Genomic DNA, 23715 nt, shown 5'->3' on the forward strand with positions numbered 1-23715 from the left:
GGCCAGCGTCGCGGGCGTCATCGGTCCGCCCTCCGCCCGTCATCTCGATGTCGGTGCTGCCCGCTAGGGTCATCCGACGCCGTCCCGCAGTCCCCAACGACCCCCACAAAGGCAGATGGACCCAGCTACGAGCACCGACGTCGTCGTCATCGCGCCACCTGCTCCGACCATGGTCGAGCGGTTCACCAGGCTGTCCAAGGCGGAGCGGAAAGCGCTGCCGTCCCGGCTGCGGCAGGTCTCGTCATGGTCCAGGAAGGCGACGACGGCAACAGGTGCGCGGGCCGAGATCGAGCGGGAGGCGGCAGCGGCGGTCGACCACTACCGGGCGAGCGCGGCCGAGCTGAAGCGGGCGGCCCAGGTGGCCTGGCGCAGCATCGCGCTCGACCGGAGCGACGGGCCGCGGCTGGCCGCGATCGCCCGCCACCACTCGCTCGAACCCGTCGACGATGTCACTCAGGAGCTGGTCACTGCGCTGGCCGATCTCGCCTGCGACATCGGACAGGCGAAGACGGCCTACGGCGCCCGGCGCCTGCTGCTGCGCGCGAGCCGCCGACAGGAGGCCGAACTGTCGGGCAGGCGGGTTCTCGACCTCCACCGGTGGGCGAGCGACATCGATGCCACCCGGCTGCTCGGTGAGCTGTCCAAGCTGCCGGATCGGCGCCGGGTCCGGATCCGCGAGGCACTGCTGCCGAGCGTCGGTCTGATCCCTGCCCTCGAAAGTCTGGGCTCGGACGCCGTCCTCTCCCATCGCAAAGGCATCGAGGCCCTGCGCAACGAGGGCGAGGCGCTCGACGAGGCCAGGCGCTCCGAGGAACCCGCTCGCCGGGCCGCGACCGAGGCCGGCAACGCGGTAAGGAGCGCCGACACCGACATCGCGGTCAGGTCGATCCCGGTCGAGGAGCTCGCCGACCTCGTACGCATCGAGCCCCTCCTCGCGGCCGGGATCCGCACCGTCCACGAGGTCATCCATCCCGTCTCCGACCTGCGCGAGCTCCCCGGAGTTGGCCCTGCCACCGCGATGCGGATGCAGGAGGCGGCGCAGGCGCTGTGGCAGCGCACCTACGACGAGATGCCTCTCGCCATCGACAACGAGCGCCGCACCCCTGCAGCCACCAGGCTGCTCGCGCGCCTGGCGGAGTGGGAGGCCGGGCGGCGTACGAAGGACGCGGGAGCGGAGCTCGCCCTGGTCCAGTCGCTGCGGCCGCTGACCCGGTCGCTCACCCACTCCGCCAACGGCGCCGCGAAGTTCCACCTGATCCTGGCCGCCGCGGCCAGCCTCGACGACTTCCAGAGCGCGCTGCGGGCGATCGCACACCGAGCCGAGATGGCGCGGCGGGTGCGCCCTGGCAACCGGCCGGCCGACCCCTGGGAGGACTTCCAGAAGCGACCGGCCGACTACTACGCGATGCTCTCCGAGCTCGGTTTTCTCACCGAGGACGAGGACAAGATCCACGGCGACCTGTCCGCCGAGATCATCGAGGCGGTCCGGGCCCAAGAGCTGCGCACCAATAACCTGACCGCATCGCTGCGCGGCTACCAGCACTTCGGCGTCCGCTTCGCGCTGGTGCAGATGAAGGTGATCATCGGTGACGAGATGGGGCTCGGCAAGACGCTCCAGTCGCTGGCGGTGCTCGCCCACCTGCATGCCATGAGCGCGTCGCACACGTTGGTGGTCTGTCCAGCCGCGGTGGTCACCAACTGGGTGCGCGAGACCGACTCGAAGACGACCCTGATCCCCCACCGGCTCCACGGCAACCGGCGGCTCAAAGCAGCCAAGACCTGGGTCGAGCAGGGCGGCGTCGCGGTCACCACCTACGAGACGCTCCATGCCATCCGGCCCTTCCTCGACCAGGTCGAGATCGCCTGCGTCGTGGTCGACGAGGCACACATGATCAAGTCGCCACGCACCCAGCGCACCGAACGCGTACGCCGAGTGCTGGACTCCTCCGATCGCGCCATCCTGCTCACCGGCACGCCGCTGGAGAACCGGATCGACGAGTTCCGCAATCTGGTCTCCTACCTCCGCCCCGACCTGCTCCTCTCCGCCGACGAGTTCAACCCCCATCGGTTCCGCAAGCAGGTCGCACCCGTCTACCTGCGCCGCAACCAGGAGGACGTGCTCACCGAGCTGCCCGACCTCGTCGAGATCGAGGACTGGCTGCCGCTGTCCGCGGCCGACGTGCAGGCGTACGCCGTGTGCGTCCGCGACGGCAACTTCATGGCCATGCGCCAGGCCGCGATGCTCCAGGGCATCGCGTCGGCCAAGGTCGAACGGCTGGTCGAGATCGTCGGCGAGGCCGAGGAGAACGGGCGCCGCGTGATCGTGTTCTCCCACTTCAGGAAGGTCCTCGACGACCTGGTCACGCTGCTGCCGGGCGAGGTCTTCGGGCCTCTGACCGGGTCGGTTCCGGCCGAGGACCGCCAGCGGATGGTCGACGAGTTCTCGGCGGCCGGCCACGGCGCCGTCCTGGTCACCCAGATCGTCGCCGGCGGCGTCGGCCTCAACATCCAGTCGGCCAGCGTCGTCGTCATCTGCGAGCCGCAGCTCAAACCGACCATCGAGTGGCAGGCGATCGCCCGCGCGCGCCGGATGGGCCAGCTCCAGTCGGTCCAGGTCCACCGCCTGCTCTCCGAGGTCGGCGTCGACCAGCGCGTCCATGACATCCTCGCCGCCAAGGCCGAGCTCTTCGACGACTTCGCCCGGGTCAGCGCCACCGCAGCCAGCAGCCCGGAAGCGTACGAGACCTCGCACCCCGAGGACCTCTCCACCGCCCTCGCCGCCGAAGCCTCCGACGCCGAGATCGCCCGCGACGTCATAGCCACCGAACGCCAGCGCCTCGGCGTCTGACAATCCCAGCCCCGCCGAGACGTCAGGTACGTCGGCCGAGACGTCACTTCCGCAGGCCGAGTTGGCACCGGTGCGACATATCGGCCGACCTGAGTGACGTCTCGACCGACGCGAGTGACGCCTCGGCGATCAGTCGGAGTCGTTGCCGAGGTCGCCCTGGAACCAGTCGGCGGCGTGGCGGGCGCGCTCGAGGCATTCCTCGAGGTCGTCGCCGTAGACGTTGACGTGGCCGACCTTGCGACCTGGCCGCATCTCCTTGCCGTAGAGATGGACGCGGAGGTGCGGGTCGCGGGCCATGGCGTGCGGGTAGCCGTCGTAGAGGCGGCCGACGTTCTCCCTGGTCGAGCCGAGGATGTTGACCATCACCGACCACTTGGCGCGGGGTGCTGGCGAGCCCAGGGGCAGGTCCATGACCGCGCGCAGGTGGTTCTCGAACTGCGAGGTGACCGCGCCGTCCTGGGTCCAGTGGCCGGTGTTGTGCGGACGCATGGCGAGCTCGTTGACGAGCAGCCGGCCATCGACGGTCTCGAACATCTCGACCGCCAGGATGCCGACGACGCCGAGCTCACCCGCGATGCGCAGCGCGATCTGCTCGCCCTGGACGGCGAGCTCGGGCGAGAGGTCGGGCGCCGGCGCGATGACCTCCTTGCAGACGCCGTTCTCCTGGTAGGTGTGCACGACCGGGTACGCAGCGGCCTGGCCGCTCGGCGAACGGGCGACGATCGCGGAGAGCTCCCGGCGGAAGTCGACCAGCTCCTCGGCCAGGACCTGGACACCCGCCTCCTCCGCGACGCGGAGCGGCTCGGCGACGTCGACGACGTCGCGTACGACCCAGACGCCCTTGCCGTCGTAACCGCCGCGGGTGGTCTTGAGGACGCACGGGAAACCGAACGCCTCGACCTCGGCCACGGACGACACGATGGCGTTGCGCGGGCACGGGATGCCGAGCTCGGTCAGCCGAGCGCGCATCACGCCCTTGTCCTGGGCGTGCACGAGGGCGTCAGGCCCGGGGCGGACCGCGACGCCGGCAGCCTCGAGCGCGTGCAGGTGCTCGGTCGGGACGTGCTCGTGGTCGAAGGTGACAACCGCACAGCCCTCGGTGACCTTCTTCAACGTGTCCAGATCGCGGTAGTCGCCGACCAGCTGGTCAGGGATCACCTGAGCCGCCGAGACGCCCTCGCCCTCGGCGAGAAGCCGGAGCGGGAGGCCGAGCGCGATTGCAGGCTGAGCCATCATGCGGGCCAGCTGGCCGCCGCCGATGATCGCAAGTGTCGGTGCGAGGGTCACGACCGACAGAATAATGAGACTGCCCCGCCGGGGCCGATTTCGCGGATCCCCCTCACGCTATCCGCGAAACCGGCCGCGGCGGGCCCCGAGAGGGGTCAGGCCTTTTCGAAGCGCAGCCCTTTGCCGCGCAGCGTGGTGATCAGATGGGGCTTCCGGGGGTCGTCGCCCAGCTTGCGACGCACCCATCCCAGGTGTACGTCGATGGTCTTCGACGAGGTGTAGAAGGTCGCGTTCCACACGTCCCTCATCAACTCGTCACGGGAGACGACGTTGCCAGCCCTCTTGATCAGGGCATGAACCAGGTCGAACTCCTTGCGAGAGAGCGTCAGCTCCTCATCGTTCCGCCATGCTCGCCGCGTCTCGGGGTCGAGCTTGATCTCCTGTACCTCGATCATGAGATCGACATTAGGGAGGTAAAGAGCCCTTGGCAAAGGATTGCACGATATTGCCAGTGACATCTTCATGCCACAGCGCAACGAATTGGGCATGACAAACGTGCACCCCCGAACGGCGCTCTCCACCATGCCCACGAAGGCCCGACGAGGTAAAGGAATCAGGGCGCCTCGTTGGTCGACTGTTAACTACAACAGAATGTGAACAAATTTACGAAACCGCAGGTCAGCAGCACCCTGGATGGTAACGATTCAGACACGACGGACCGCGACGGGTTCCACGATCCCGAAGCCTCGCACCGGTCGAGCAGCCAGCCGCCGGGTCTCGAACTCGTCCTCGGGCATGGTCCCGGCCGTCGCCTCGTCGACGATGATCCGGTTGCGACGGGCGACGGCGGTCAGCCGCGCGGCCATGTTCACGGGCGGCCCGAAGACGTCCCCCAGGCGCGAGACGACGTTGCCAGAGGCCAGCCCGACCCGTACGTCAGGCATCCGCGGGTCGCGGCCGATCACGTTGATGATCCCCTCAGCGGTGCCGTAGGCCTGCAGCGGGTCGTCGTTGACGAAGAGCACCGAGTCGCCAAGCGACTTGATGATCCGGCCGCCCCAGGTCGCGACCACGTCGGCACACCGCGACTCGAAGAGCTCGACGAGGTCGCCGATCTTCTCCTCGGTCAGCGTGTTCGACAGCGCGGTGAAGGAGACGATGTCGGCGAAGCCGACCGTCTGCCAGACCGTGCCGAGCTGCTCCTCGGGCCCGGCGACCGACGCCTCGGCCCTGGCCAGGGCAGCGCGCATGTGCCGCCGCCAGGCGAAGATCATCATCTCTTCGAAGGCGCTCTCGAACTGCTCTGAAACGGAGACGGTCGCCTTCAGCAGCTCGGCAGGCGTACGGTCGTCCTCGTTCTGAGTCTCGACGTGGTGCAGCAGCGCGGAGACCTCGTAGTCGGAGAGTCGCGCCATCGACTGTCCGATGCCGCGGGTCAGGTTGACGACGAGGTCGAAGCTGACCAGCCCGTTGCCGGCGATCTCGTTGGCCTTGGTGAGAGCGTTCACGTCCGCCTCGTCGAAGAACGCCTCGTCATCCCCGATCTCCGGGAACCCCAGCGCGCGCCACAGACGTTTCGCCTGGTCGGGGCTCACGCCTGCCTTCTCGGCGACCTCCGCCGAGGTCAGGTTGACGGGCTGCTTCGATTTCGCCACGAACCGATCATGCCATCCGGCTCGTACGAGCGCTGGTCACGGCCGGGGACGGAGCCGGGCATGGATCACGTCGCCCGCGCCGACCACCCGCGACCCCTGACCGGTCGCGATGACCAGCCGACCGAAGTCGTCGATCTCGGTGGCCACGCCCTCCCAGACCTCCCCACCCGGCAGCTCGGCCCGCACCTGCTCGCCGACGGTCACCGACAGCTCGCGGTATCGGCGAGCGAGCTCGGCAGGATCGGACCCCCAGATCTCGTACGCCGCCCACAGCTCTTCGAGCAACGCCGCCAGCACCGCGGTGCGGTCGACGGGTGCACCGCTATCCAGCTCCAACGAGGTGGCGGTCTTGATCGGCAGCTCCTCGCGGGTCAGCGAGGTGTTGAGCCCGAACCCGATCACGGCTGCCGCCCCCGACTCGGCGGTCGCTCCTTCGATCCGTTCGATCAGGATTCCGCACACCTTGCGACCCTCGATGAGTACGTCGTTGGGCCACTTCAGCCCGGCGGCGTACCCCATCTTCCGCAACCCGGAAGCAACGGCGACGCCGGTCATCAAAGGCAGCCACGGCCACCGCTCCACCGAGATCGACGGGTCTGGACGGAGCAGCGCAGAGACGGTCAGCGCCGAGCGCTCCGGGGTGGTCCAGCCCCGATCCAGGCGTCCCCGGCCCGCGGTCTGGTGCTCGGTGGTGATCACCAGTCCCGATGCCTCGCCCGAGCGCGCCCGCGAGGCCAGCTCGGCGTTCGTCGACGGGGTCGACTCGAGGATCTCGACCCGCCACCCGCCCGATAGACCATCGAGCCGGGTGTGGTCAAGTGACGGGCGTCGCATCGCAGAAGGTGGCACGGGCATTAGATTGGCCTCCGCACCGCCCGAAGTCCAAAGGAGCACCGTGAGCGCCGAAGCAACCCCTGAGACCGAGATCGACCTGCACACGACCGCCGGGAAGCTGGCCGAGCTGGAGCGTCGTCTCGACGAGGCCGTCCACGCCGGCTCCGCCAAGGCTGTCGAGAAGCAGCACGCCAAGGGGCGCCAGACCGCCCGCGAGCGCATCGAGATGCTGCTCGACGAGGGCTCCTTCCAGGAGGTCGACGAGCTGGCCCGCCACCGCTCGACGGCGTTCGGGCTGGAGAAGAACCGTCCCTTCGGTGACGGCGTGGTGACCGGCTACGGCACCATCGACGGCCGCCAGGTCTGCGTCTTCTCCCAGGACTTCACCGTCTTCGGTGGCTCGCTGGGCGAGGTCTACGGCGAGAAGATCACCAAGATCATGGACCTCGCGATCAAGACCGGCTCACCGCTGATCGGCATCAACGAGGGCGCCGGCGCGCGCATCCAGGAGGGCGTCGTGAGCCTGGGGCTCTACGGCGAGATCTTCAAGCGCAACGTCCACGCCTCCGGCGTGATCCCGCAGATCAGCCTGATCATGGGCAACTGCGCCGGCGGCCACGTCTACTCCCCGGCCGTCACCGACTTCACGATCATGGTCGACAAGACCTCCGGCATGTTCATCACCGGCCCCGACGTCATCAAGACCGTCACCGGCGAGGACATCACCATGGAGGAGCTCGGCGGCGCGCTCGCCCACAACTCCAAGTCGGGTGTGGCCCACTACATGGGCTCCGACGAGGAGGACGCGATCGAGTACGTCAAGGCGCTGCTCTCCCACCTCCCCTCCAACAACATGGAGGAGCCGCCGGCCTTTGAGGAGACCGCGGACCTGGAGATCTCGGACCTCGACCGCGAGCTCGACACCTTCATCCCTGACGGCGGCAACCAGCCCTACGACATGCACGAGGTCATCTCGCACATCGTCGACGACGAGGAGTTCCTCGAGGTCCAGGCGCTGTGGGCGCCCAACATCATCATCGGCTACGCCCGCATCGAAGGCCGTCCCGTCGGGATCGTGGCCAACCAGCCGATGCAGTTCGCCGGCTGCCTCGACATCGACGCCTCCGAGAAGGCCGCCCGCTTCGTCCGCACCTGCGACGCCTTCAACGTCCCCGTCATCACCTTCGTCGACGTCCCCGGCTTCCTGCCCGGCACCGACCAGGAGCACAACGGCATCATCCGCCGCGGCGCCAAGCTGATCTACGCCTACGCCGAGGCCACCGTCCCGCTCGTCACGATCATCACCCGCAAGGCCTACGGCGGCGCCTACGACGTGATGGGCTCCAAGCACCTCGGCGCCGACATCAACCTCGCCTGGCCCACCGCCCAGATCGCGGTCATGGGCGCCCAGGGCGCGGCCAACATCGTCCACCGCCGCACCCTGGCCGAGGTCGAGGCCGCCGGCGGCGACGTCGAGGCCAAGCGCGCCGAGCTGATCGACGAGTACGAGACCACGCTCGCCAACCCCTACATCGCCGCCGAGCGTGGCTACGTCGACGCGGTCATCCCGCCGCACGAGACCCGCGCCGAGGTCACCCGCGCGCTCCGTCTCCTGCGCACCAAGCGCGAGACCCTTCCCGCGAAGAAGCATGGGAATATCCCGCTCTGATGTGAGCGAAGCAAGCGAGGAGCGGGATATTGCCTGCTTCTTCGCGAGCGCGCCGAGTCGGCGCAAACGGACCGCAGCGAAGCGAAGCGAGCGAGGACCGTATTGCGCCGACTCGGCGAAAGCCCGACGTAAGGCAATCGAAGCAACGAAAGGTGGTCACGGAATGACCGACAACGAAGAGCAGAAGCCCCTGCTCAAGGTCATCGACCAGAACGCCACCCCCGAAGACGTAGCCGCGATCGTCGCCGTCTTCTCAGCCCTGGGCTCCGCCGGCGGGGCACCGAAGAAGAAGCAGCGCTCCCTCTGGGCAACCCCCCAACTACGTACGCCCCTCCACCCCGGCTCCAATGCTTGGCGCGCCAGCGGCCTCCCGCACTGACAGACCGCCATCGCATCACCCGCGCCCGTTCGTGACCTCTGGTCGCGAACGGGCGCTTTTCACGCGACCGTTCGAGCCGCGACTCGACTACCCATGTCCACAGTTCATACACACGCTCCCCACGACCTCAGCACTACACCGGCAAGGACAACGCGGGAACCATAGATTCCGGGCCGCCATACCCCTGCACCCATCTATGGAAGTGAGTCTCGATGCGAGTATTCCCCACCCGTAGCGTCAAGCGTGGCCTGTTCGCCGTAGCCGCCGTAGGAGCCGTAGGAGCCATCCTTGCCGTCTCAGCCCCCGCCGCCATGGCGAACTGGACCGGCTCCCTGTCCGGCTGGTCAGACGGCGTCGGCGAGTCACGGCGATGGAACGACACCGGGCCCTATACCCAGATCAAGTGGGAGGACTGCGAGGTCCAGGGTTATGGCCAGGCGCAGGAAGCTGACGTCCGCGTGTGGCGCGATATCAATCTCCAACCCGACGTGCACTACGGGAGCAAGGAGTACGTGAAGTGCTTCAACAGCGACACGACGCGAAGCATCGGCGAGTGGAACAACCTTACGAGTGGGACCTACCCGTACTACTTCAAAACCCCGCGGGTAGGCACCTACGGCACCGACAACAACGGGCTCCTCCACGTCAGCTGGGTTGGCGTGGACACCTCCCTGGCCGACTAGCCGAGACATCTCTCGGACAACCGGGGCGTCGGTCCAACCGCCTTGCCGTGCTCGGCCGGCGCCCCGCGCGAACATGAAAGATCCGCATGCGTTTCCGCGCGCTATTCCGTTCCTCCGCTGCTCTGCCGATCCTCCCAGTCGCCCTCGCCGCAGCGGTGTTCTACTACTTCGTCAATGGTCGAGACCAAGTCCTCTACGTCCCCATTGCCTCAGCTCCCATGCTCGTCGCGGCCCCGGTCGCGACGGTGTATCCCGTCGCATATGCTCTCGCTGCCGCAACTGGGGCATGGCAGGGCGCTCGTCTCAACCGCGACGGAGTTTGGGGGATCGCTCCCTTGCGACAGTCTGCGACTGTCATCGCGACCGCCTTGACCCCCGTCGTTGCGATGGCTTGGCTCATGTTCTTGGTTCCGGTCGTCGCCGCGTTCGTCGAGCGACCGACGATGCCGACATGGGACAGCCCGCAGCCTCTGTTCCTCGGCCTTGCGCTCTCCGCATCTTGGGCCGTCATCGGGTTCACCGTAGGTCGAAACGTCAGCCCGATCATTGCGGCACCAATTCTGGCGTGCGCCGTGTTCTATCTGGTGTCCGTGACGGTTGCGGTCGATCCGATGTTCGTACGCCACATGAGTGGCTACTACCTGGATGGCCCCGGATTCGGTGAGTCAGCCACCATCGATTCAATGGTTGCGCAAGTCCTGCCCACCGCGGGCCTGGCCACGGCAGTTGCGTTGCTGTGGAGTCGGCTTCCGAAGCTGGTCACGCTCGTCACCGGTGGCGCCTTGATACTGGTCTCGACCTTCGCCAGCTACTCGATCGTCAAGGATTGGGATTACAACCCCAGCATGAACGCGGGCAACGTCCCGCTCACCTGCGCGGGCGAACGCCCGAAGGTCTGTCTTCCTGTGCAGGCGGGCGGGGACCTCGATGAGGTCCGTCGGACCGTGCACTCGGCCTACAAAGTACTCACGGCGTACGGTGTGACAACAACCGTGCCTGAAACCGTCACCGAGCGAAGCATCTACGGCCGCTTCGATCCCCCAGCGATCGACGGAACGAGGTACGTCTTTCTGCTTCAGGGACACAAGAACGGCTCGGTCGTCGGCCCACTGCTCGTCGAAGAGGTTCGGTTCGGCTGCGATGCGGACGATCACCTTGCCTACCGCGTCGTCCAGATGTGGCTCGGCGAAAAGCTCGGCATCACGCGCACCTTCGAGTCGTACGCCGGCGAGGACCCCTATTACACCCGCAAACAGCACGCCGACCTGATGCGGACGGTTGCGACGGTCTCCGCCAAGCCAGATCCGGCGCAGCGAAAATGGTTCCAGAGGATCAAGTCCAAAGCCTGCGAGGACGCCAAATGATCTTGTGGATCAGGGCACGCAGGGTCGCCGCGGTCCTGGGCACCGGGCTGGTGCTGATCGCCTTCGCCGCTGCCCTCTTCACCGATGTAAGCGCACCGTTGGTCTCATGGACCGTCAGCCACCAGACCGTCCCAGTCTTGACGTTCGCGCCGCTCATCCTCGCCGCGACCCTCGCGCTCTGTCTCGAGTCCCGGCTGCCCGAGGCTGAGCTCACCTCGATCCGCCCTGTCCCGATCCTGGACACCCTCCTGATCACGACCGCGCTCGCCGGCACTCTCGCAATCACTGGAGTGGGGTACCTCCTCACCCACGCCGACGAGGCACTGGTCCTCGCCCGCAATACCGTCTTCCTGACCGGTCTGATGCTGGCCGCCAGATCCTTCACCGCGCGAGGCGGCATCGTCGTGGCCACCGGTTGGGTGCTGGTGGTGATTCTGGTCGGCCACCGCACACCCACGGAGTTCTTCTCATGGGCAGTCACCGGCCTGCCGATCGGCGCCTGGCACGCGACGATCGCCGCCGTCGTCGCGATCACCCTCGGCGTACTCCTGACCTACCTCACCGCAAGGAAGCTCCCATGACCCTGCACTTCGACAACATCAGCTATCGCTACCGGCCATGGCGCACGGACGTGCTCGCCGGGTTCGACTATGAACTCCCAGATGGACTCACCATCCTCTTGGGACCCAACGGTGCCGGAAAGTCGACCCTGCTTCGGCTCGGGGCGTCGGTCACGTACCCGCGACGAGGGCAGGTCAATGTCGATGGCATCTCCTCCAAGACCCGCGAGTTCCGGCGGCACGTCTCGTGGATGCCGCAGAACGTCACCGCGATGACCGCACTGACCGCTCGCGAACAGGTCTCGTACACCGGATGGCTCAAAGGCATGAGCCGTTCGGAGGCATGGGCGGCGTCCTTGGACGCACTCGCGACGGTCAACCTGGCCGACCAAGCCGATCACAAGACGAAGACTCTCTCCGGCGGGCAATTGCGCCGTCTCGGCGTTGCATCCGCGACGATTCACCGCAGCAGCGTCCTGCTCCTCGATGAGCCGACGGCTGGGATGGACCCGACTCAGCGGCGTACGTTCCGCGACATCCTCACCACGATCGCTGATCGCGGCGTCAAGGTGCTGATGTCGACTCACGACGTCGCGGACCTCGCGGAGGACGCAACCCATGTGACCGTGATGAGCAAGGGCCAGATCCGCTACGACGGACCGACCTACGACTATCTGCGCAACGCACCGGTGGGTACCCCGGAGAGTCGGCTCGCGGAAGCGGCGTACACCGCGCTCACCCTGGGCTGACCTGCATATGATCCCGGGGTGATCACGTTCTCTCGGCGATATCTCCTGGTCACCCTGGCATGGCTGGTGACCCGGGGGTGGGTGGTGGTCCTCTACGGCTTCCCAGAGGCAGCTGAAGGCTGGTTCGACTGGTGGGGCGCCGAGTGGGGCGTGGTGGGCGACGTCAACTACTACCGAGACAGCCTCGACGCGCTCACCCAGGATGGCGTCGCGGGCACGCTGATCGAGTATCCGGTGCCGGCGCTGCTGCTGCTCTGGGTCCCGTACGCAGCGATCGACCTGTTCGGCCTGGGCGGCGACGCCTACATCGTGGCGGTGCTGGCAATGGCGGTGCTGACCGATCTGCTCTTCATGGTGCTGATCGTCTGGAACCGGCGCCGGGAGCACCCCCGGTTCGGGGTCTCCGGCGGCGAGGCACTGTGGCTCGCCGCGGTGCCCGCACTGGGAGCGACGGCGTACGCCCGCTTCGACCTCTTCCCCGGCATCATGGTCGGCTTGGCGGTGCTCTACGCGATCAGGGGGCCGAAGGTGGCGGCTGCGTTCGCGGCCTTCGCGACCGGCGCGAAGTACTGGCCGATCCTGGTCATCCCGGCGCTGGCAGCCAATCGGACCACGCGCCGACAGGTCGTCCTGACCGTCGCCGGCACCGGCGTCGTACTGGCGGGTCTGAGTCTGGTCCTCGGCGGTTGGGACCGGCTCTGGACACCACTGAACTACCAGGGCGAACGGGGGCTTCAGATCGAGTCGGTCTTCGCGACCCCGGCGATGGTCGCGTGGGGGCACGACGGTCCGGCGAGCGGTCTCACCGTCGACTACACCGAGTGGAAGGCGTACGACGTCAGCGGCCCGATGGTCGAGGCGCTGCTCCTCGCGGCGACGGTTGCCTCCGTGGTCGCCGGGGCGCTCGTCATCGTCTGGTGGGTCCTCGCCTGGCGCCGCCTTCCCAACGGGGAGAAGACCGAGGAGACGATCGTGTGGCTGGTGCTCGCGACCGTGGCCGCGTTCCTGGTGACCAACAAGGTGCTCAGCCCTCAGTACATGCTCTGGCTGCTCCCCGCCGCCTCCGCCGGCCTGGTCCTGCTCCGCGGCCGTGCCCGCAGACGGCTCGGGATCTGGTCGGTCGTGCTGGTCGCGGTGACGCTGCTGACCCATGAGATCTTCCCGCGGATGTACGGCTACATGCTCACCTTCAATGACGTCGGCACACCGTGGATCACCGAGGTGCTGGCGTGGCGCAACGGCCTGCTGGTGCTCCTCTTCCTCTACGCCGCGTGGCGCACCACTCGGTTGCTGGCCGCCCTCCCCGAGCGGGGCCGGCCAGCAACCGAGGGTCAGGAGAGGCAGACCTTGGCGACGTCGCCCTGAACCGAGTAGATCGTGACCGGCTCCTCGGCGAAGACCGGCCGGCAGGCCGCCGCGGTGAGCTCGTGCACGCCGATCCCGTCGTAGAACCCGTGGTCGTCGCAGTTCTCGTAGTTCACGTAGACGTCCTGGGGCTCGTCCCCGTCACGGAAGATCCGCAGGATCACGTACGCCGTGACCGGCTGCGCGGGCGCACAGTTCTGCGGCGTGTTGGGACCGGAGCGGTCAGGCGCACTCCGAATAGCCTCCACGAGGCCGGCAGCCTCGGCGCCGGAGATCTCGCGCGAGCCGGTCAGCGATGCCGAGGACGGCTCGTAGCGGCAGATCGCGATCGACTCCGGAGCATCGCCCTCCAGCGGTGAGGTCTTCGGCTCGGTCTTCGGGCGCACCGGGTCGCCCTCAGCCAGCGGCGAGGCGGTCTCGCAGCCGTAGGGGTCCTTCGGTGTCGTCCGCAGCGAGCTCTTGATCTGGCTGTTGATCTCGTCGTCTCCGGGACCCGTGAGGATCGTGGCGTATGCATCCTCGATGAAGACCCGGGTCAGCAGCCAACCCTCGTGCTTCAAGGAACCGGTCTGGAGGCTGGCGCCCTTGTCCGGCTTCTCGATCAGGACGTAGGGCTGCCACAACGCGAACGGCACCTTGCCGAACTGCGGTGGGAAGTCTCGGTCATCGGTCTCGTTGCAGGCGATGCTCGGGACCGGCTGGTTGGTCACGTTCGCGACGTACGGCGTCCGCGGAACGGTGTCCCACCGGTCGCCGGGCTTCGCGATGCACTCCGGCAGCGCCGGTGCCGTCGCGTCGGCCCACTCCTCCGGCACCTGGAAGGCGATGTCGTAGCGGACCGCCCAGCGGTTCCCCTCCGCGGGCGCGGGAAGGTCGTTGCGGCCACCCTCGTCATAGGTACCCTCCGGCGCCGCAGCCTCCTTCTTGCCGAGCGGCCTGGGCGCGTCGCCGGCGCTGTCCTCGTCACCGGACGCGTCGCTCGCGACCGTGCCGTCCCCGCTGCTGCCGCCGTTCTGCAGACTGGTCACCACCCCGCCGAGTCCGACGACGGCCACCACCGCGGCGGCCGCGGCTAGGATCCAGGTGCTCCGCCGGCGTACGGGTGCTTTCTCCTCGGCCTCGGTCGCCCCGTCGGGCTCTTCAGCGGCCCCGGGGATCGCGAGCTCCCGCGGCTCGAAGCCGTCGGCCGCGCGTGCCAAGGCGGCCCGGAAGGCCCGCTCCTCGCGCTCGAAGTCACTCATTGTCAACCCCCTCGTTCCCTCTCTGATCAACAGAGCCTTGCTCGTTCAAGCGCTGCCTCAGCTTGGCCAGCGCCCGGTGCACATGTGAGCGGGCGGTCGCCTCGGCGCAGTCGAGCACCGTCGCTATCTGCGCGAACGACAGGTCCTCGTAGAACCGGAGGACCACCGCCGCTCGCTGGTTGGACGGGAGCGTCTGCACCAGCTCCCACGCCTCGTCCGCGTCTCGCTCCTCGGGGCCGGGCTCATGGCTGGTCGCCATCGGCTCGACGTCCTCGACCAGCACCAGCCGGCGCCGCTTGCGCCAGCCGCTGATCGACCCGTTGACGATGCTCCTCTTCACGTACGCCTCCGCCGTCCCGGACGCCGCCAGCGACTCCCACCGCGGCAGCGCACGGGCGAGGGCGTCCTGCACCAGGTCAGGAGCGTCGGAGTTGTTGCCGGTCACCAGATAGGCGAACCGCTGCAGCGCGGGCCCCCTCGAGGCCACCCAGGCCCCAAAATCCACATTTTTGGCCAGGCTCCCCTCCTGCTCGTCGGCATCCACGGACACCTCCTCTGGCACGTTCACACACCTCCTACGCGAAGTCTGGCGCGTTCGTTGCGTGTAGCCCGGAATTGAGTTGCCGTGACCGGCCCCACACCTATGGTTGGCCGGGTGACCCGAGAAGTAGACGCCCGCACCGACCGCTATGTCGAGGAGCTCTGTGCCCTCGACCCGCTGACCGCGACGTTCGTCGGTGTCGCCGGCCACGACGCTGAGCTCCCCGACCTCTCCCCCGACGGGATGCAGGCGGTGGAGGAGCTCCACCGGGCGGCCTACGCCGACGTGGCCGCGATCAAGCCGGTCGACGAGCGCGAGCAGGTCGCCAAGGATGCATTCCTGGAGCGGGTCGGGCTCGACATCGAGTTCGCCGAGGCGCAGCTGGACCGGAAGTTCGTCTCCGTCATCACCAGCGGCATCCACAACCTGCGCGAGGTCTTCGACCTGATGCCGACCGACACCGAGGACGACTGGGCCGCGATCGGCGCCCGGCTGGCCGGGATGCCGGACGCCGTCGCGGGCTACACCGCGACCCTTCGGGACGAGGCCGCGGCCGGACGAGTCTCGGCGACGGCTCAGTACGAGAAGGTCGTCGACCAGATCCTGAGCTGGACCGGACAGAAGACGGCCGGCGACTTCTTCACCGGCCTGGTCTCACGTGTCCCCGAGGCCGTTCCCGCGTCCTTGCGCGCCGACCTCGAGGCCTCGGCCGTGAAGGCCAACGAGGCGTTCGCCGAGTTCGGCCGCTTCATGGCCGCTGACCTGCTCCCCAACGGGCTGCCGAAGGAGGCCGTCGGGCGCAACCACTACCAGCTGGCCTCACGGCGCTACCTGGGCGCCGAGATCGACCTGGAGGAGACGTACGCCTGGGGTTGGGACGAGCTCAAGCGACTCTCCGACGACATGGAGGCCACCGCCGACCGGATCCTGCCGGGATCGAGCGTCGTCGAGGCGGCCGCCCATCTCGACAAGGACCCCGCGCGGCAGCTGACCTCGACCGACGCGCTCAAGAAGTGGATGCAGACCACCGCCGACCGCGCGATCGCGGAGCTGGCCGACGTGCACTTCGACATCCCCGAGCCGGTCCGCCGGATCGAGTGCATGATCGCTCCGACCACCGACGGCGGGATCTACTACACCGGCCCCTCCGAGGACTTCTCCCGTCCCGGCCGGATGTGGTGGTCGGTGCCCGAGTCGGTCACCTCGTTCGGCACCTGGCGCGAGCTGACCACGGTCTACCACGAGGGCGTGCCGGGTCATCACCTCCAGGTCGCCCAGACCGCCTACCGCGCCGAGCTGCTCAACCGCTGGCAGCGGCTGATGTGCTGGGTCTCCGGCCACGGTGAGGGCTGGGCCCTCTACGCCGAGCGCCTCATGGACGACCTCGGCTACCTCGATGATCCCGGTGACCGTCTCGGCATGCTCGACGGCCAGTCCTTCCGGGCCGCACGGGTGATCATCGACATCGGCATGCACCTGGAGCTGACGATCCCGGAGGACAACCCGTTCGGCTTCCACCCCGGCGAGGTCTGGACGCCCGCTCTCGGCCGCGAGTTCATCGGACAGCACTGCCTGATGGAGGACGCCTTCCTCGACTTCGAGGTAGCCCGCTACCTCGGCTGGCCGGGCCAGGCGCCGTCCTACAAGGTCGGTGAGCGGATCTGGCTCCAGGCCCGCGAGGACGCGCGGGCCCGTGCCGGTGCCGCGTTCGACATGAAGGCCTTCCACCGCGCTGCGCTCGACCTCGGCTCGCTCGGGCTGGATCCGCTGCGGGCGGCGTTGGCTCGGCTCTGAACGCTCACCGAGGTAACTCGGTCGAGCAGTGGATGTTCACCGAGGTACCTCGGTCGAGCATCGCTTCCTTCGCGGAATTCCACGAAGGAAGCGACTCTTCACCGAGGTACCTCGGTGAACATCCACCCCTCTCAGCGCCTCGTCAGCACCCTCTGCGCAACAACGAAGACCAGCACCAGCACCCCGATAGAGATCCGAGTCCACCAAGAAGACAGCGTGCCGTCGAACGAGATGAAGGTCTGGATCGTCCCGAGCACGAGCACCCCGAGCAGCGACCCGACCACGAACCCACGCCCACCGGTGAGCAGCGTCCCGCCGATGACCACTGCGGCGATCGCGTCCAGCTCCATCCCGACCGCGTGCAGCGAATAGCCCGAGAGCGTGTAGAGCGCGAACAGCAACCCTCCGAGCGCTGCGCACAGTCCGCTGATCGCGTACACCCCGACCTTGGTCGCGGCGACCGGCAACCCCATCAGCAGCGCCGAGGACTCACTACCGCCGAGCGCGTAGACGGTGCGCCCGAAGCGGGTCGAGGAGAGGACGTACGCGGCCACGGCGACGACCGCCAGCGCGAAGACCGCCGTCCAGCCGAGGTAGTAGCCACCGGGCAGGGTGATCGAGCCGAACGCGATCGTCTTGAAGGTCCCGTCCTCGATCGGGATCGATTCGACGCTGATCAGGTAGCAGAGCCCGCGAGCCAGGAACATGCCTGCCAGGGTCGCGATGAACGGCTGGATGTCGAAGTAGTGGATCAGCAGGCCCATCGCGGTGCCGAGCAGGGTGCCGGACAGGAGCACGACGCCGATCACGGCGGCCACCGGCCAGCCGACCTCCAGCGTCCTGGCCGCGATCAGCGTCGAGAGCGCGACGTTGGAGCCGACCGAGAGATCGATCCCGCCGGTGAGGATCACGAACGTCATCCCCACCGCGAGCACGATCAGGAACCCGTTGTCGAGCAGCAGCGTCAGGAAGACCTGCGGATCGGCGAACCCGTCGTAGCGGATCCCACCGACGCCGAACATGCCGATGAAGAGGGCGAACGTGCCGAGCACGGGGAGGTAGCGCCGTGGCGGGCTGAATCGGGAGACCCGGGCGAGGAACCCGGCCTCGGCCGTAGCGACCTGGGTGCTCACGCGACCACCTCCCCGCGGCTCGTCGGGACGGGTTCACGACGTCGTTGCAGCACCGCCCGCGCCTTCGGCGACTGCAGCAGGCACACGATCACCACGACGAGCGCCTTGAACAGATAGTTCGCCTCGGCCGGGATCCCGATGTTGGGGATGGTCCGGGTGAGGGTGGCGATGAGCATGGCCCCGACGAGCGTGCCGGTCAGCGAGAACCGGCCACCGGCAAGTGAGGTTCCTCCGATGACCACCGCCAGGATGGCGTCCAGCTCGATCCACAACCCGAGACTGTTGGCGTTCACCGAGTGGGTGTTGGCGGCGATGATCAGGCCGGCGGTCCCTGCACACAGCGCCGCGAAGACGTAGACCGTCCAGATGATCGTGCGAGAGCGTACGCCGGCCAGTCGGCTAGCCTCCGGGTTGATCCCGACGGACTCGATGAGCAGCCCGAGCGCGGTGCGGCGTACGACGATCTGGGTGGCCGCAAAGACCCCGAGCGCGATCAGGGCCGCGACCGGCAGCGTGAGCAGGTGGCCCGAGGCCAGGGCGGCGAAGGCGTCGTTGTTGACAGTGGTGATCTGGCCGCCGGTCACCAGCATCGCGATCCCGCGGCCCGCGACCATCAGCACCAGCGTGGCGATGATCGGCTGGATGCCGACCACTGCGACCAGGAAGCCGTTCCACAGCCCCAGCGCGACGCAGACCGCGAGCGCCATCGAGACCGCGATGACGGCAGCTCCGGCGGCCCCATCGGCGGGGCTCTCGACGATGTAGACGCAGGCGACCGCGCCCGCGATCGCCGCCACCGCGCCCACCGAGAGGTCGATCCCGCGGGTGGCGATGACCAGCGTCATCCCGATCGCGACCAGCAGCACCGGCGCACCGTTGCGGACGATGTCGACGAGGCTGCCGAAGAGGTGCCCGTCCTGGATGCGTACGTTGAAGAACGTCGGCGTCGCGATCAGGTTGACCACCAGCAGCGCGCCGAGCGCGGCCAGCGGCCAGAAGAGGCGGTGGGCCATCATGCGGGCGCCGATCGCCCTGCCCGATCTGAGGATCTCAGGCATCTGCTCGCTCCTTCTCGGCGACACCGCCGGGCTCGCCGGTGATGATCTCGAGTACGTCGTTGATGTCGATCCCTCGGTTGGGCCGTTCGGCGATCTTGCGGCGGTCCTTGAGAACCACCAACCGGTGGCTCAACCGCAACACCTCCTCGAGCTCGGCGGAGATGAACACCACGCTCATCCCCTTCTCGGCGAGATCGGCGACGAGCTGCTGGATCTGGGTCTTGGCACCGATGTCGATGCCGCGGGTGGGCTCGTCGAGGAGGAGTACGTCGGGCTCGGTGATCAACCAGCGCGCCAGCAGGACCTTCTGCTGGTTGCCACCGGAGAGACTTCGCATCGGGAGGCTCGAGTCGGCCGGCCGTACGTCGAGGGCCGCCATGAACTCTTTGACCAGCGCCGAACGGGTCGCCGTCGGGATGGGCCGTAGCCAGCCTCGGCTGGCCTGCAGCCCGAGCAGCATGTTGTCGGCCACGGAGAGCTCCTCGAAGACTCCCTCGGCCTTGCGGTCCTCGCTGCAGAAGGCGAGCTTACGGTCGATGGCGTGCCGAGGACTGCGCAGCCGCCGACCGCTGGAGCCTTTCACCGTCAGCTCGCCGGTGTCGGGGGCATCGGCTCCGAAGAGCAGCCGGGCGAGCTCGGTACGCCCCGAGCCGAGCAGTCCGGCGATGCCGACGACCTCCCCGGGGTACAGGGTCAGGTCGGTGGCCTCCAGGCTTCCCTTCCGGCCGAGCCCGAGGGCGCTCAGCACCGGGAGGCGTTGCTCGGCGGCCTCCTCGGTGGCCTCGTGAGCGGCCTGGTCGAGACGCTCGAGGACCTGGAGGTCGCGGCCGATCATCAGCTGAACGAGCTCCAGCTGGGTGGTCTCGGCGACGAGTCGCTCGCCCACCACGCGGCCGTTGCGCAGGATCGTCATCCGATCGGCGATCTCGAAGACCTGGTCGAGGAAGTGGGAGACGAAGACGATCGCGGTGCCCTGCTCGCGGAGCCTGCGCATCACGTCGAAGAGCCTGGCCACCTCGTCGGCGTCGAGGCTGGAGGTCGGCTCGTCGAGGATCAGCACCCGAGCATCGGTGTCGACAGCCCGTGCGATCGCGACGAGCTGCTGGACGGCGATCGGATGGCTGCCGAGCTCCGAACCCGGGTCGACGTCGATCCCGAGGCTCTGCAGCGAGGCGGCCGCGCGACGATTCATGTCCCGTCGGTCGATCGGCCCGAGACGGCCGAAGCGATGCCGTTCGCGCCCGAGGAGCATGTTCTCGGCGACGGTGAGGTTGGGCACCAGGTTGACCTCCTGGTAGACCGTGCTGATCCCGGCGCGCTGTGCCGCGGCGGGGGTGGCGAACTGGGTCTCGACGCCGTCGATCCGGACGCGGCCGGCATCGATCGTGTAGACCCCGGTCAGCGCCTTGATCAGCGTCGACTTCCCGGCCCCGTTCTCGCCCATCAGCGCGTGCACCTCCCCCGGAAGCAGGCGGAGCGAGACCCCGTCGAGCGCCCGGACCGCCCCGAACGTGATCGAGACGTCGTGCATCTCCACCACCGGCGGGGGCGGCTTCACTTCTGCCTGACTCATGTCGTGCTGGCTCCTGGCGGTTCGGGGCGGCTGCGGCGGGATGGATGCTCACCGAGGTAACTCGGTGGGCGCCCGCTTCTTTCGTGGAGTTCCACGAGGAAAGCGACAACCCACCGAGGGAACCTTCGACAAGCTCGGGGCACCGCCTCGGTTGACGGTCAGTACTTCCGGTCGGGCAGCGCCTCCGCGGCCTGCTCCGGCGTGAAGGTGGTCTCCTCGGTGACGATCCGCTCGGGGACCTCCTCGCCGGCGACGACCTTCTCGGCGACGTCCATCAGCTGCGGCCCCAGCAGCGGGCTGCACTCGACGATGAAGTTGATCTCTCCTGCCGCCAGCGCGGTCATCCCGTCCTTGACCGCGTCGACGGTGATGATCTTGATGTCGGTGCCGGGCTTCTTGCCGGCTGCCTTGATCGCCTCGATCGCACCCAGGCCCATGTCGTCGTTGTGGGCGTAGACGACGTCGATCTTCGGGTCGGACTGCAAGAAGGCCTCCATGACCTGCTTGCCGCCGTCGCGGGTGAAGTCACCGGTCTGGGAGGAGGTGATCTTGATCGTCGAGTCCGAGGAGATGACGTCCTCGAACCCCTTCTTACGGTCGATCGCCGGCGCCGATCCGGTGGTGCCCTGCAGCTCGACGACGTTGATCGCGCCGTCCTTGTCGACGTCGGATGCCTCGGCGTTGTCGACCAGCCACTGTCCCGCCTTCTCGCCCTCCTCGACGAAGTCGGAGCCGATGAAGGTGACGTAGAGCGAGGTGTCTTCGGTGTCCACGGCGCGGTCGGTCAGGACCACGGGGATCTTGGCGCGCTTGGCCTCCTGGAGCACCGCGTCCCAGCCTGTCTCGACCACAGGGCTGAACGCGATCACGTCCACCTTCTGCTGGATGTAGGACCGGATCGACTTGATCTGGTTCTCCTGCTTCTGCTGCGCGTCGGAGAACTTCAGGTCGATGCCGGCCTCCTTGGCCGAGTCCTGGATCGAGGTGGTGTTCGCGGTGCGCCAGCCGCTCTCGGCGCCGACCTGGGCGAAGCCCATGGTGATCTTGCCGTCGTCGGCGGCTTCGCTGCCACCGCATGCGCTGAGCGACATCCCGCCCAAGGCGAGCGCACACAGGGAGATGAGGGTCTTCTTCACTGTCGTCCTCCAGTGTTTCACTGCGGCGGCCCAGTGTGACCGTCGTCACGATGCGACTCAGTGTGAGCGTTAACATCCTGGCGGTCAAGCGGAATCGGAAGATCGGTTCGAATCGGCAGCAGGTCGTCCGGAACTCCCCATAATGTGTCGACCATGACGCTCACCCTGGCTCCGGAACAGGCACGCCGGATCGCGGTCCGCGCGCAGCTCCTCGACGCGCGGCGGCCCGTCTCGCTGGTGGCGACCGTCGACCAGCTGACGCTCCTGCAGATCGACCCGACCAAGGCGATCGCGCCGAGCGCGGATCTGGTGGCGTGGTCGCGGCTCGGTGATGCGTACGATCATTCGGATCTCACCTTCGCGCTGGAGCAGGAGCGCTCGCTGGTGGAGTTCTCCAGCTTCGTCTTCCCGATGGACGAGATCGAGACGGTTCTCGCCCTGTCTCCGGGCCGGATCCACCCCACGGCCGTCGAGTGGGTGGAGGCCAACAACAGATTCCGTACGCAGGTCCTGGATCGCCTGCGAGCCGACGGCCCGCTCGTCGCCGGCGAGATCGAGGACACCGCCGAGGTGCCCTGGGCCTCGACCGGCTGGACCAACGACAAGAACGTCCTACGGATGATCGAGCTGCTCAACCGGATGGGCGAGGTCGCGGTCGCGGGCCGGCGCGGCAAGCTGCGCACCTGGGACCTGGCCGAACGTGTCTACCCGGCCGACCTGCGGCTGCCCTCCCCCGAGGAGGCACTCCACGTGGAGACCGTGCGCAGACTCGCCTCGCTCGGGATCGCCCGTCCGGGTCGGAAGGAGTCGTCCGGCGGCGAGATGCTCGGTGCCGGGGACACCGGCGTGCCGTGCACCGTGGCCGGCGCCGACGGCGAGTGGCGGGTCGACCCGGAGGCGCTGGCCGCCCTCGAGGACGTCTTCGCGCCGCGTACTGCTCTGCTCTCTCCCTTCGACCGCCTCGTCTACGACCGCGACCGTGCGCTGGACCTGTTCGGGTTCGAATACGTCCTGGAGATGTACAAGCCGGCAGCCAAACGCCGCTGGGGCTACTTCGCCCTTCCGATCCTGCACGGCGAGCGGCTGGTCGGGAAGCTCGACGCGAAGGTGGACCACAAGAAGGGCGTGCTGAACGTCTTCGCCGTCCACGAGGACTTCGGCTGGACCGCCGAGATCGGGGACGCGGTCGAGGCCGAGATCGAGGCGCTGGCCGGATGGCTGGGCGTCGAGATCGCCCGCCACTGACCGTGCGGCCGAAAGATACGCACAGCTGGGGCAAACTGACGCAAATTCCCCTTCTCAGCATCCTTCGGTGCGCCTACTGTGAGCCAACGGGGTCGGAAATCGATCAAAGGAGACGATCCGGATGGCAACGCTCAACCCGTACATCAGCTTCAAGTCCGAGGCCGCCGAGGCGCTCGAGTTCTACCGGTCGGTGCTCGGCGGCACCGTCGAGACGATGACCTTCGACTCCATGGGCGACGCGATGGGTCCGGTTCCGCCGGCGGCGAAGGACCTGGTCATGCACGGCTCGCTCACCCTCGATGACGGCCTCGTCCTGATGGCCGCCGACACGCCTCCGGACATGGGGATGGAGTACGTTGCGCCGACGGCTGGCGTCACCGTCGCGATGACCAGCTCCGACCCCGGCGACCAGCCGCGCTTCGCCGACTACTTCGCCAAGCTGTCGGCGGGCGGGACGCCCACCATGCCGTTCGAGCAGGCACCGTGGGGGGACTACTTCGGTCAGTTCGAGGACAAGTTCGGCGTGACCTGGATGTTCGATGTCGCCAGCCCGGAGTCAGCCGGCTCCTGACTTCACGCTTGGAGGGCCTAGACGAAGGTCCGAGACAAGTTCCGCCTTTCGTAGGAGGCGTCCGCGATCGCTCCGCCGTAACGTCTGAGG

At 67.9% G+C, this 23715-nt stretch carries 21 protein-coding genes; 11 read left to right on the forward strand and 10 right to left on the reverse strand.

The window, feature by feature from the left end:
- Nucleotides 1-115 precede the first annotated feature (115 nt).
- Nucleotides 116-2848: a DEAD/DEAH box helicase gene (locus tag IEY84_RS00665; protein WP_183541254.1), complete on the forward strand. Its 2733-nt coding sequence runs from the start codon at nt 116-118 to the stop codon at nt 2846-2848.
- A gap of 129 nt (nt 2849-2977) precedes the next feature.
- Here the strand turns inward: IEY84_RS00665 and IEY84_RS00670 are convergent, their stop codons facing one another.
- From IEY84_RS00670 to IEY84_RS00685, 4 genes are all read right to left on the reverse strand, one after another.
- Complete coding sequence (locus tag IEY84_RS00670) at nt 2978-4135, reverse strand: 5-(carboxyamino)imidazole ribonucleotide synthase (protein ID WP_183541257.1); 1158 nt, start codon at nt 4133-4135, stop codon at nt 2978-2980.
- A 95-nt stretch (nt 4136-4230) separates the two neighbouring features.
- Entirely contained in the window at nt 4231-4530 is a 300-nt protein-coding gene (locus IEY84_RS00675; protein WP_229788189.1) for a winged helix-turn-helix domain-containing protein, read from the reverse strand.
- 249 nt (nt 4531-4779) lie between these two features.
- Nucleotides 4780-5730, reverse strand: coding sequence for an adenylate/guanylate cyclase domain-containing protein (locus IEY84_RS00680; protein WP_183541261.1), 951 nt, complete (start codon nt 5728-5730; stop codon nt 4780-4782).
- A 36-nt stretch (nt 5731-5766) separates the two neighbouring features.
- A complete protein-coding gene (locus IEY84_RS00685) occupies nt 5767-6564 on the reverse strand; it encodes a biotin--[acetyl-CoA-carboxylase] ligase (protein ID WP_183541264.1) in 798 nt (265 codons plus the stop codon).
- 61 nt (nt 6565-6625) lie between these two features.
- Here IEY84_RS00685 and IEY84_RS00690 point away from each other — a divergent pair, with 61 nt between their 5' ends.
- From IEY84_RS00690 to IEY84_RS00720, 7 genes are all read left to right on the forward strand, one after another.
- Nucleotides 6626-8233: an acyl-CoA carboxylase subunit beta gene (locus IEY84_RS00690; RefSeq protein ID WP_183541267.1), complete on the forward strand. Its 1608-nt coding sequence runs from the start codon at nt 6626-6628 to the stop codon at nt 8231-8233.
- A 163-nt stretch (nt 8234-8396) separates the two neighbouring features.
- Nucleotides 8397-8612, forward strand: coding sequence for an acyl-CoA carboxylase subunit epsilon (locus tag IEY84_RS00695; RefSeq protein ID WP_183541270.1), 216 nt, complete (start codon nt 8397-8399; stop codon nt 8610-8612).
- 212 nt (nt 8613-8824) lie between these two features.
- On the forward strand, nt 8825-9295 hold the full coding sequence (locus IEY84_RS00700) for a hypothetical protein (protein ID WP_183541273.1): 471 nt from the start codon (nt 8825-8827) through the stop codon (nt 9293-9295).
- Between the two features lie 86 nt (nt 9296-9381).
- Complete coding sequence (locus IEY84_RS00705; RefSeq protein WP_183541276.1) at nt 9382-10659, forward strand: hypothetical protein; 1278 nt, start codon at nt 9382-9384, stop codon at nt 10657-10659.
- Complete coding sequence (locus IEY84_RS00710) at nt 10656-11240, forward strand: hypothetical protein (protein ID WP_183541279.1); 585 nt, start codon at nt 10656-10658, stop codon at nt 11238-11240. Before IEY84_RS00705 ends, IEY84_RS00710 begins: the two co-directional genes overlap by 4 nt.
- Entirely contained in the window at nt 11237-11968 is a 732-nt protein-coding gene (locus IEY84_RS00715; protein WP_183541282.1) for an ATP-binding cassette domain-containing protein, read from the forward strand. Before IEY84_RS00710 ends, IEY84_RS00715 begins: the two co-directional genes overlap by 4 nt.
- An 18-nt stretch (nt 11969-11986) precedes the next feature.
- The gene (locus IEY84_RS00720) at nt 11987-13333 is read left to right on the forward strand and encodes a glycosyltransferase family protein (RefSeq protein ID WP_183541286.1); all 1347 of its coding nucleotides are present in this window, start codon (nt 11987-11989) and stop codon (nt 13331-13333) included.
- On the opposite strand, the gene IEY84_RS00725 is transcribed toward IEY84_RS00720, so the two are convergent.
- Complete coding sequence (locus tag IEY84_RS00725; RefSeq protein ID WP_183541289.1) at nt 13300-14574, reverse strand: hypothetical protein; 1275 nt, start codon at nt 14572-14574, stop codon at nt 13300-13302. The two genes, IEY84_RS00720 and IEY84_RS00725, sit on opposite strands and share 34 nt — an antisense overlap.
- Nucleotides 14567-15136 (reverse strand): SigE family RNA polymerase sigma factor, encoded by a 570-nt coding sequence (locus IEY84_RS00730; RefSeq protein WP_229788191.1) that lies wholly within the window; start codon nt 15134-15136, stop codon nt 14567-14569. Before IEY84_RS00730 ends, IEY84_RS00725 begins: the two co-directional genes overlap by 8 nt.
- Before the next feature lie 93 nt (nt 15137-15229).
- On the opposite strand from IEY84_RS00730, the gene IEY84_RS00735 reads away from it, so the two are divergent.
- Nucleotides 15230-16909, forward strand: coding sequence for a DUF885 domain-containing protein (locus tag IEY84_RS00735; RefSeq protein WP_229788193.1), 1680 nt, complete (start codon nt 15230-15232; stop codon nt 16907-16909).
- 131 nt (nt 16910-17040) lie between these two features.
- Here the strand turns inward: IEY84_RS00735 and yjfF are convergent, their stop codons facing one another.
- The 4 genes from yjfF to IEY84_RS00755 all read right to left on the reverse strand — a co-directional run bounded on the left by yjfF (nt 17041) and on the right by IEY84_RS00755 (nt 21809).
- Complete coding sequence (yjfF, locus tag IEY84_RS00740; protein ID WP_229788195.1) at nt 17041-18042, reverse strand: galactofuranose ABC transporter, permease protein YjfF; 1002 nt, start codon at nt 18040-18042, stop codon at nt 17041-17043.
- Nucleotides 18039-19100, reverse strand: coding sequence for an ABC transporter permease (locus IEY84_RS00745; protein ID WP_221208415.1), 1062 nt, complete (start codon nt 19098-19100; stop codon nt 18039-18041). The genes yjfF and IEY84_RS00745 overlap by 4 nt, the downstream gene beginning before the upstream one ends.
- Nucleotides 19093-20673 (reverse strand): sugar ABC transporter ATP-binding protein, encoded by a 1581-nt coding sequence (locus tag IEY84_RS00750; protein ID WP_183541291.1) that lies wholly within the window; start codon nt 20671-20673, stop codon nt 19093-19095. The genes IEY84_RS00745 and IEY84_RS00750 overlap by 8 nt, the downstream gene beginning before the upstream one ends.
- Before the next feature lie 158 nt (nt 20674-20831).
- A complete protein-coding gene (locus IEY84_RS00755) occupies nt 20832-21809 on the reverse strand; it encodes an ABC transporter substrate-binding protein (RefSeq protein WP_229788196.1) in 978 nt (325 codons plus the stop codon).
- 153 nt (nt 21810-21962) lie between these two features.
- Between IEY84_RS00755 and IEY84_RS00760 the strand changes: the two genes are divergently transcribed.
- Together IEY84_RS00760 and IEY84_RS00765 are read left to right on the forward strand one after the other, a co-directional pair.
- Nucleotides 21963-23054: a DNA glycosylase AlkZ-like family protein gene (locus tag IEY84_RS00760; RefSeq protein WP_183541293.1), complete on the forward strand. Its 1092-nt coding sequence runs from the start codon at nt 21963-21965 to the stop codon at nt 23052-23054.
- Between the two features lie 121 nt (nt 23055-23175).
- Complete coding sequence (locus tag IEY84_RS00765; RefSeq protein WP_183541295.1) at nt 23176-23625, forward strand: VOC family protein; 450 nt, start codon at nt 23176-23178, stop codon at nt 23623-23625.
- Nucleotides 23626-23715 lie beyond the last annotated feature (90 nt).

The organism is Nocardioides albus (genome assembly GCF_014648255.1).
Classification (GTDB): domain Bacteria; phylum Actinomycetota; class Actinomycetes; order Propionibacteriales; family Nocardioidaceae; genus Nocardioides; species Nocardioides albus.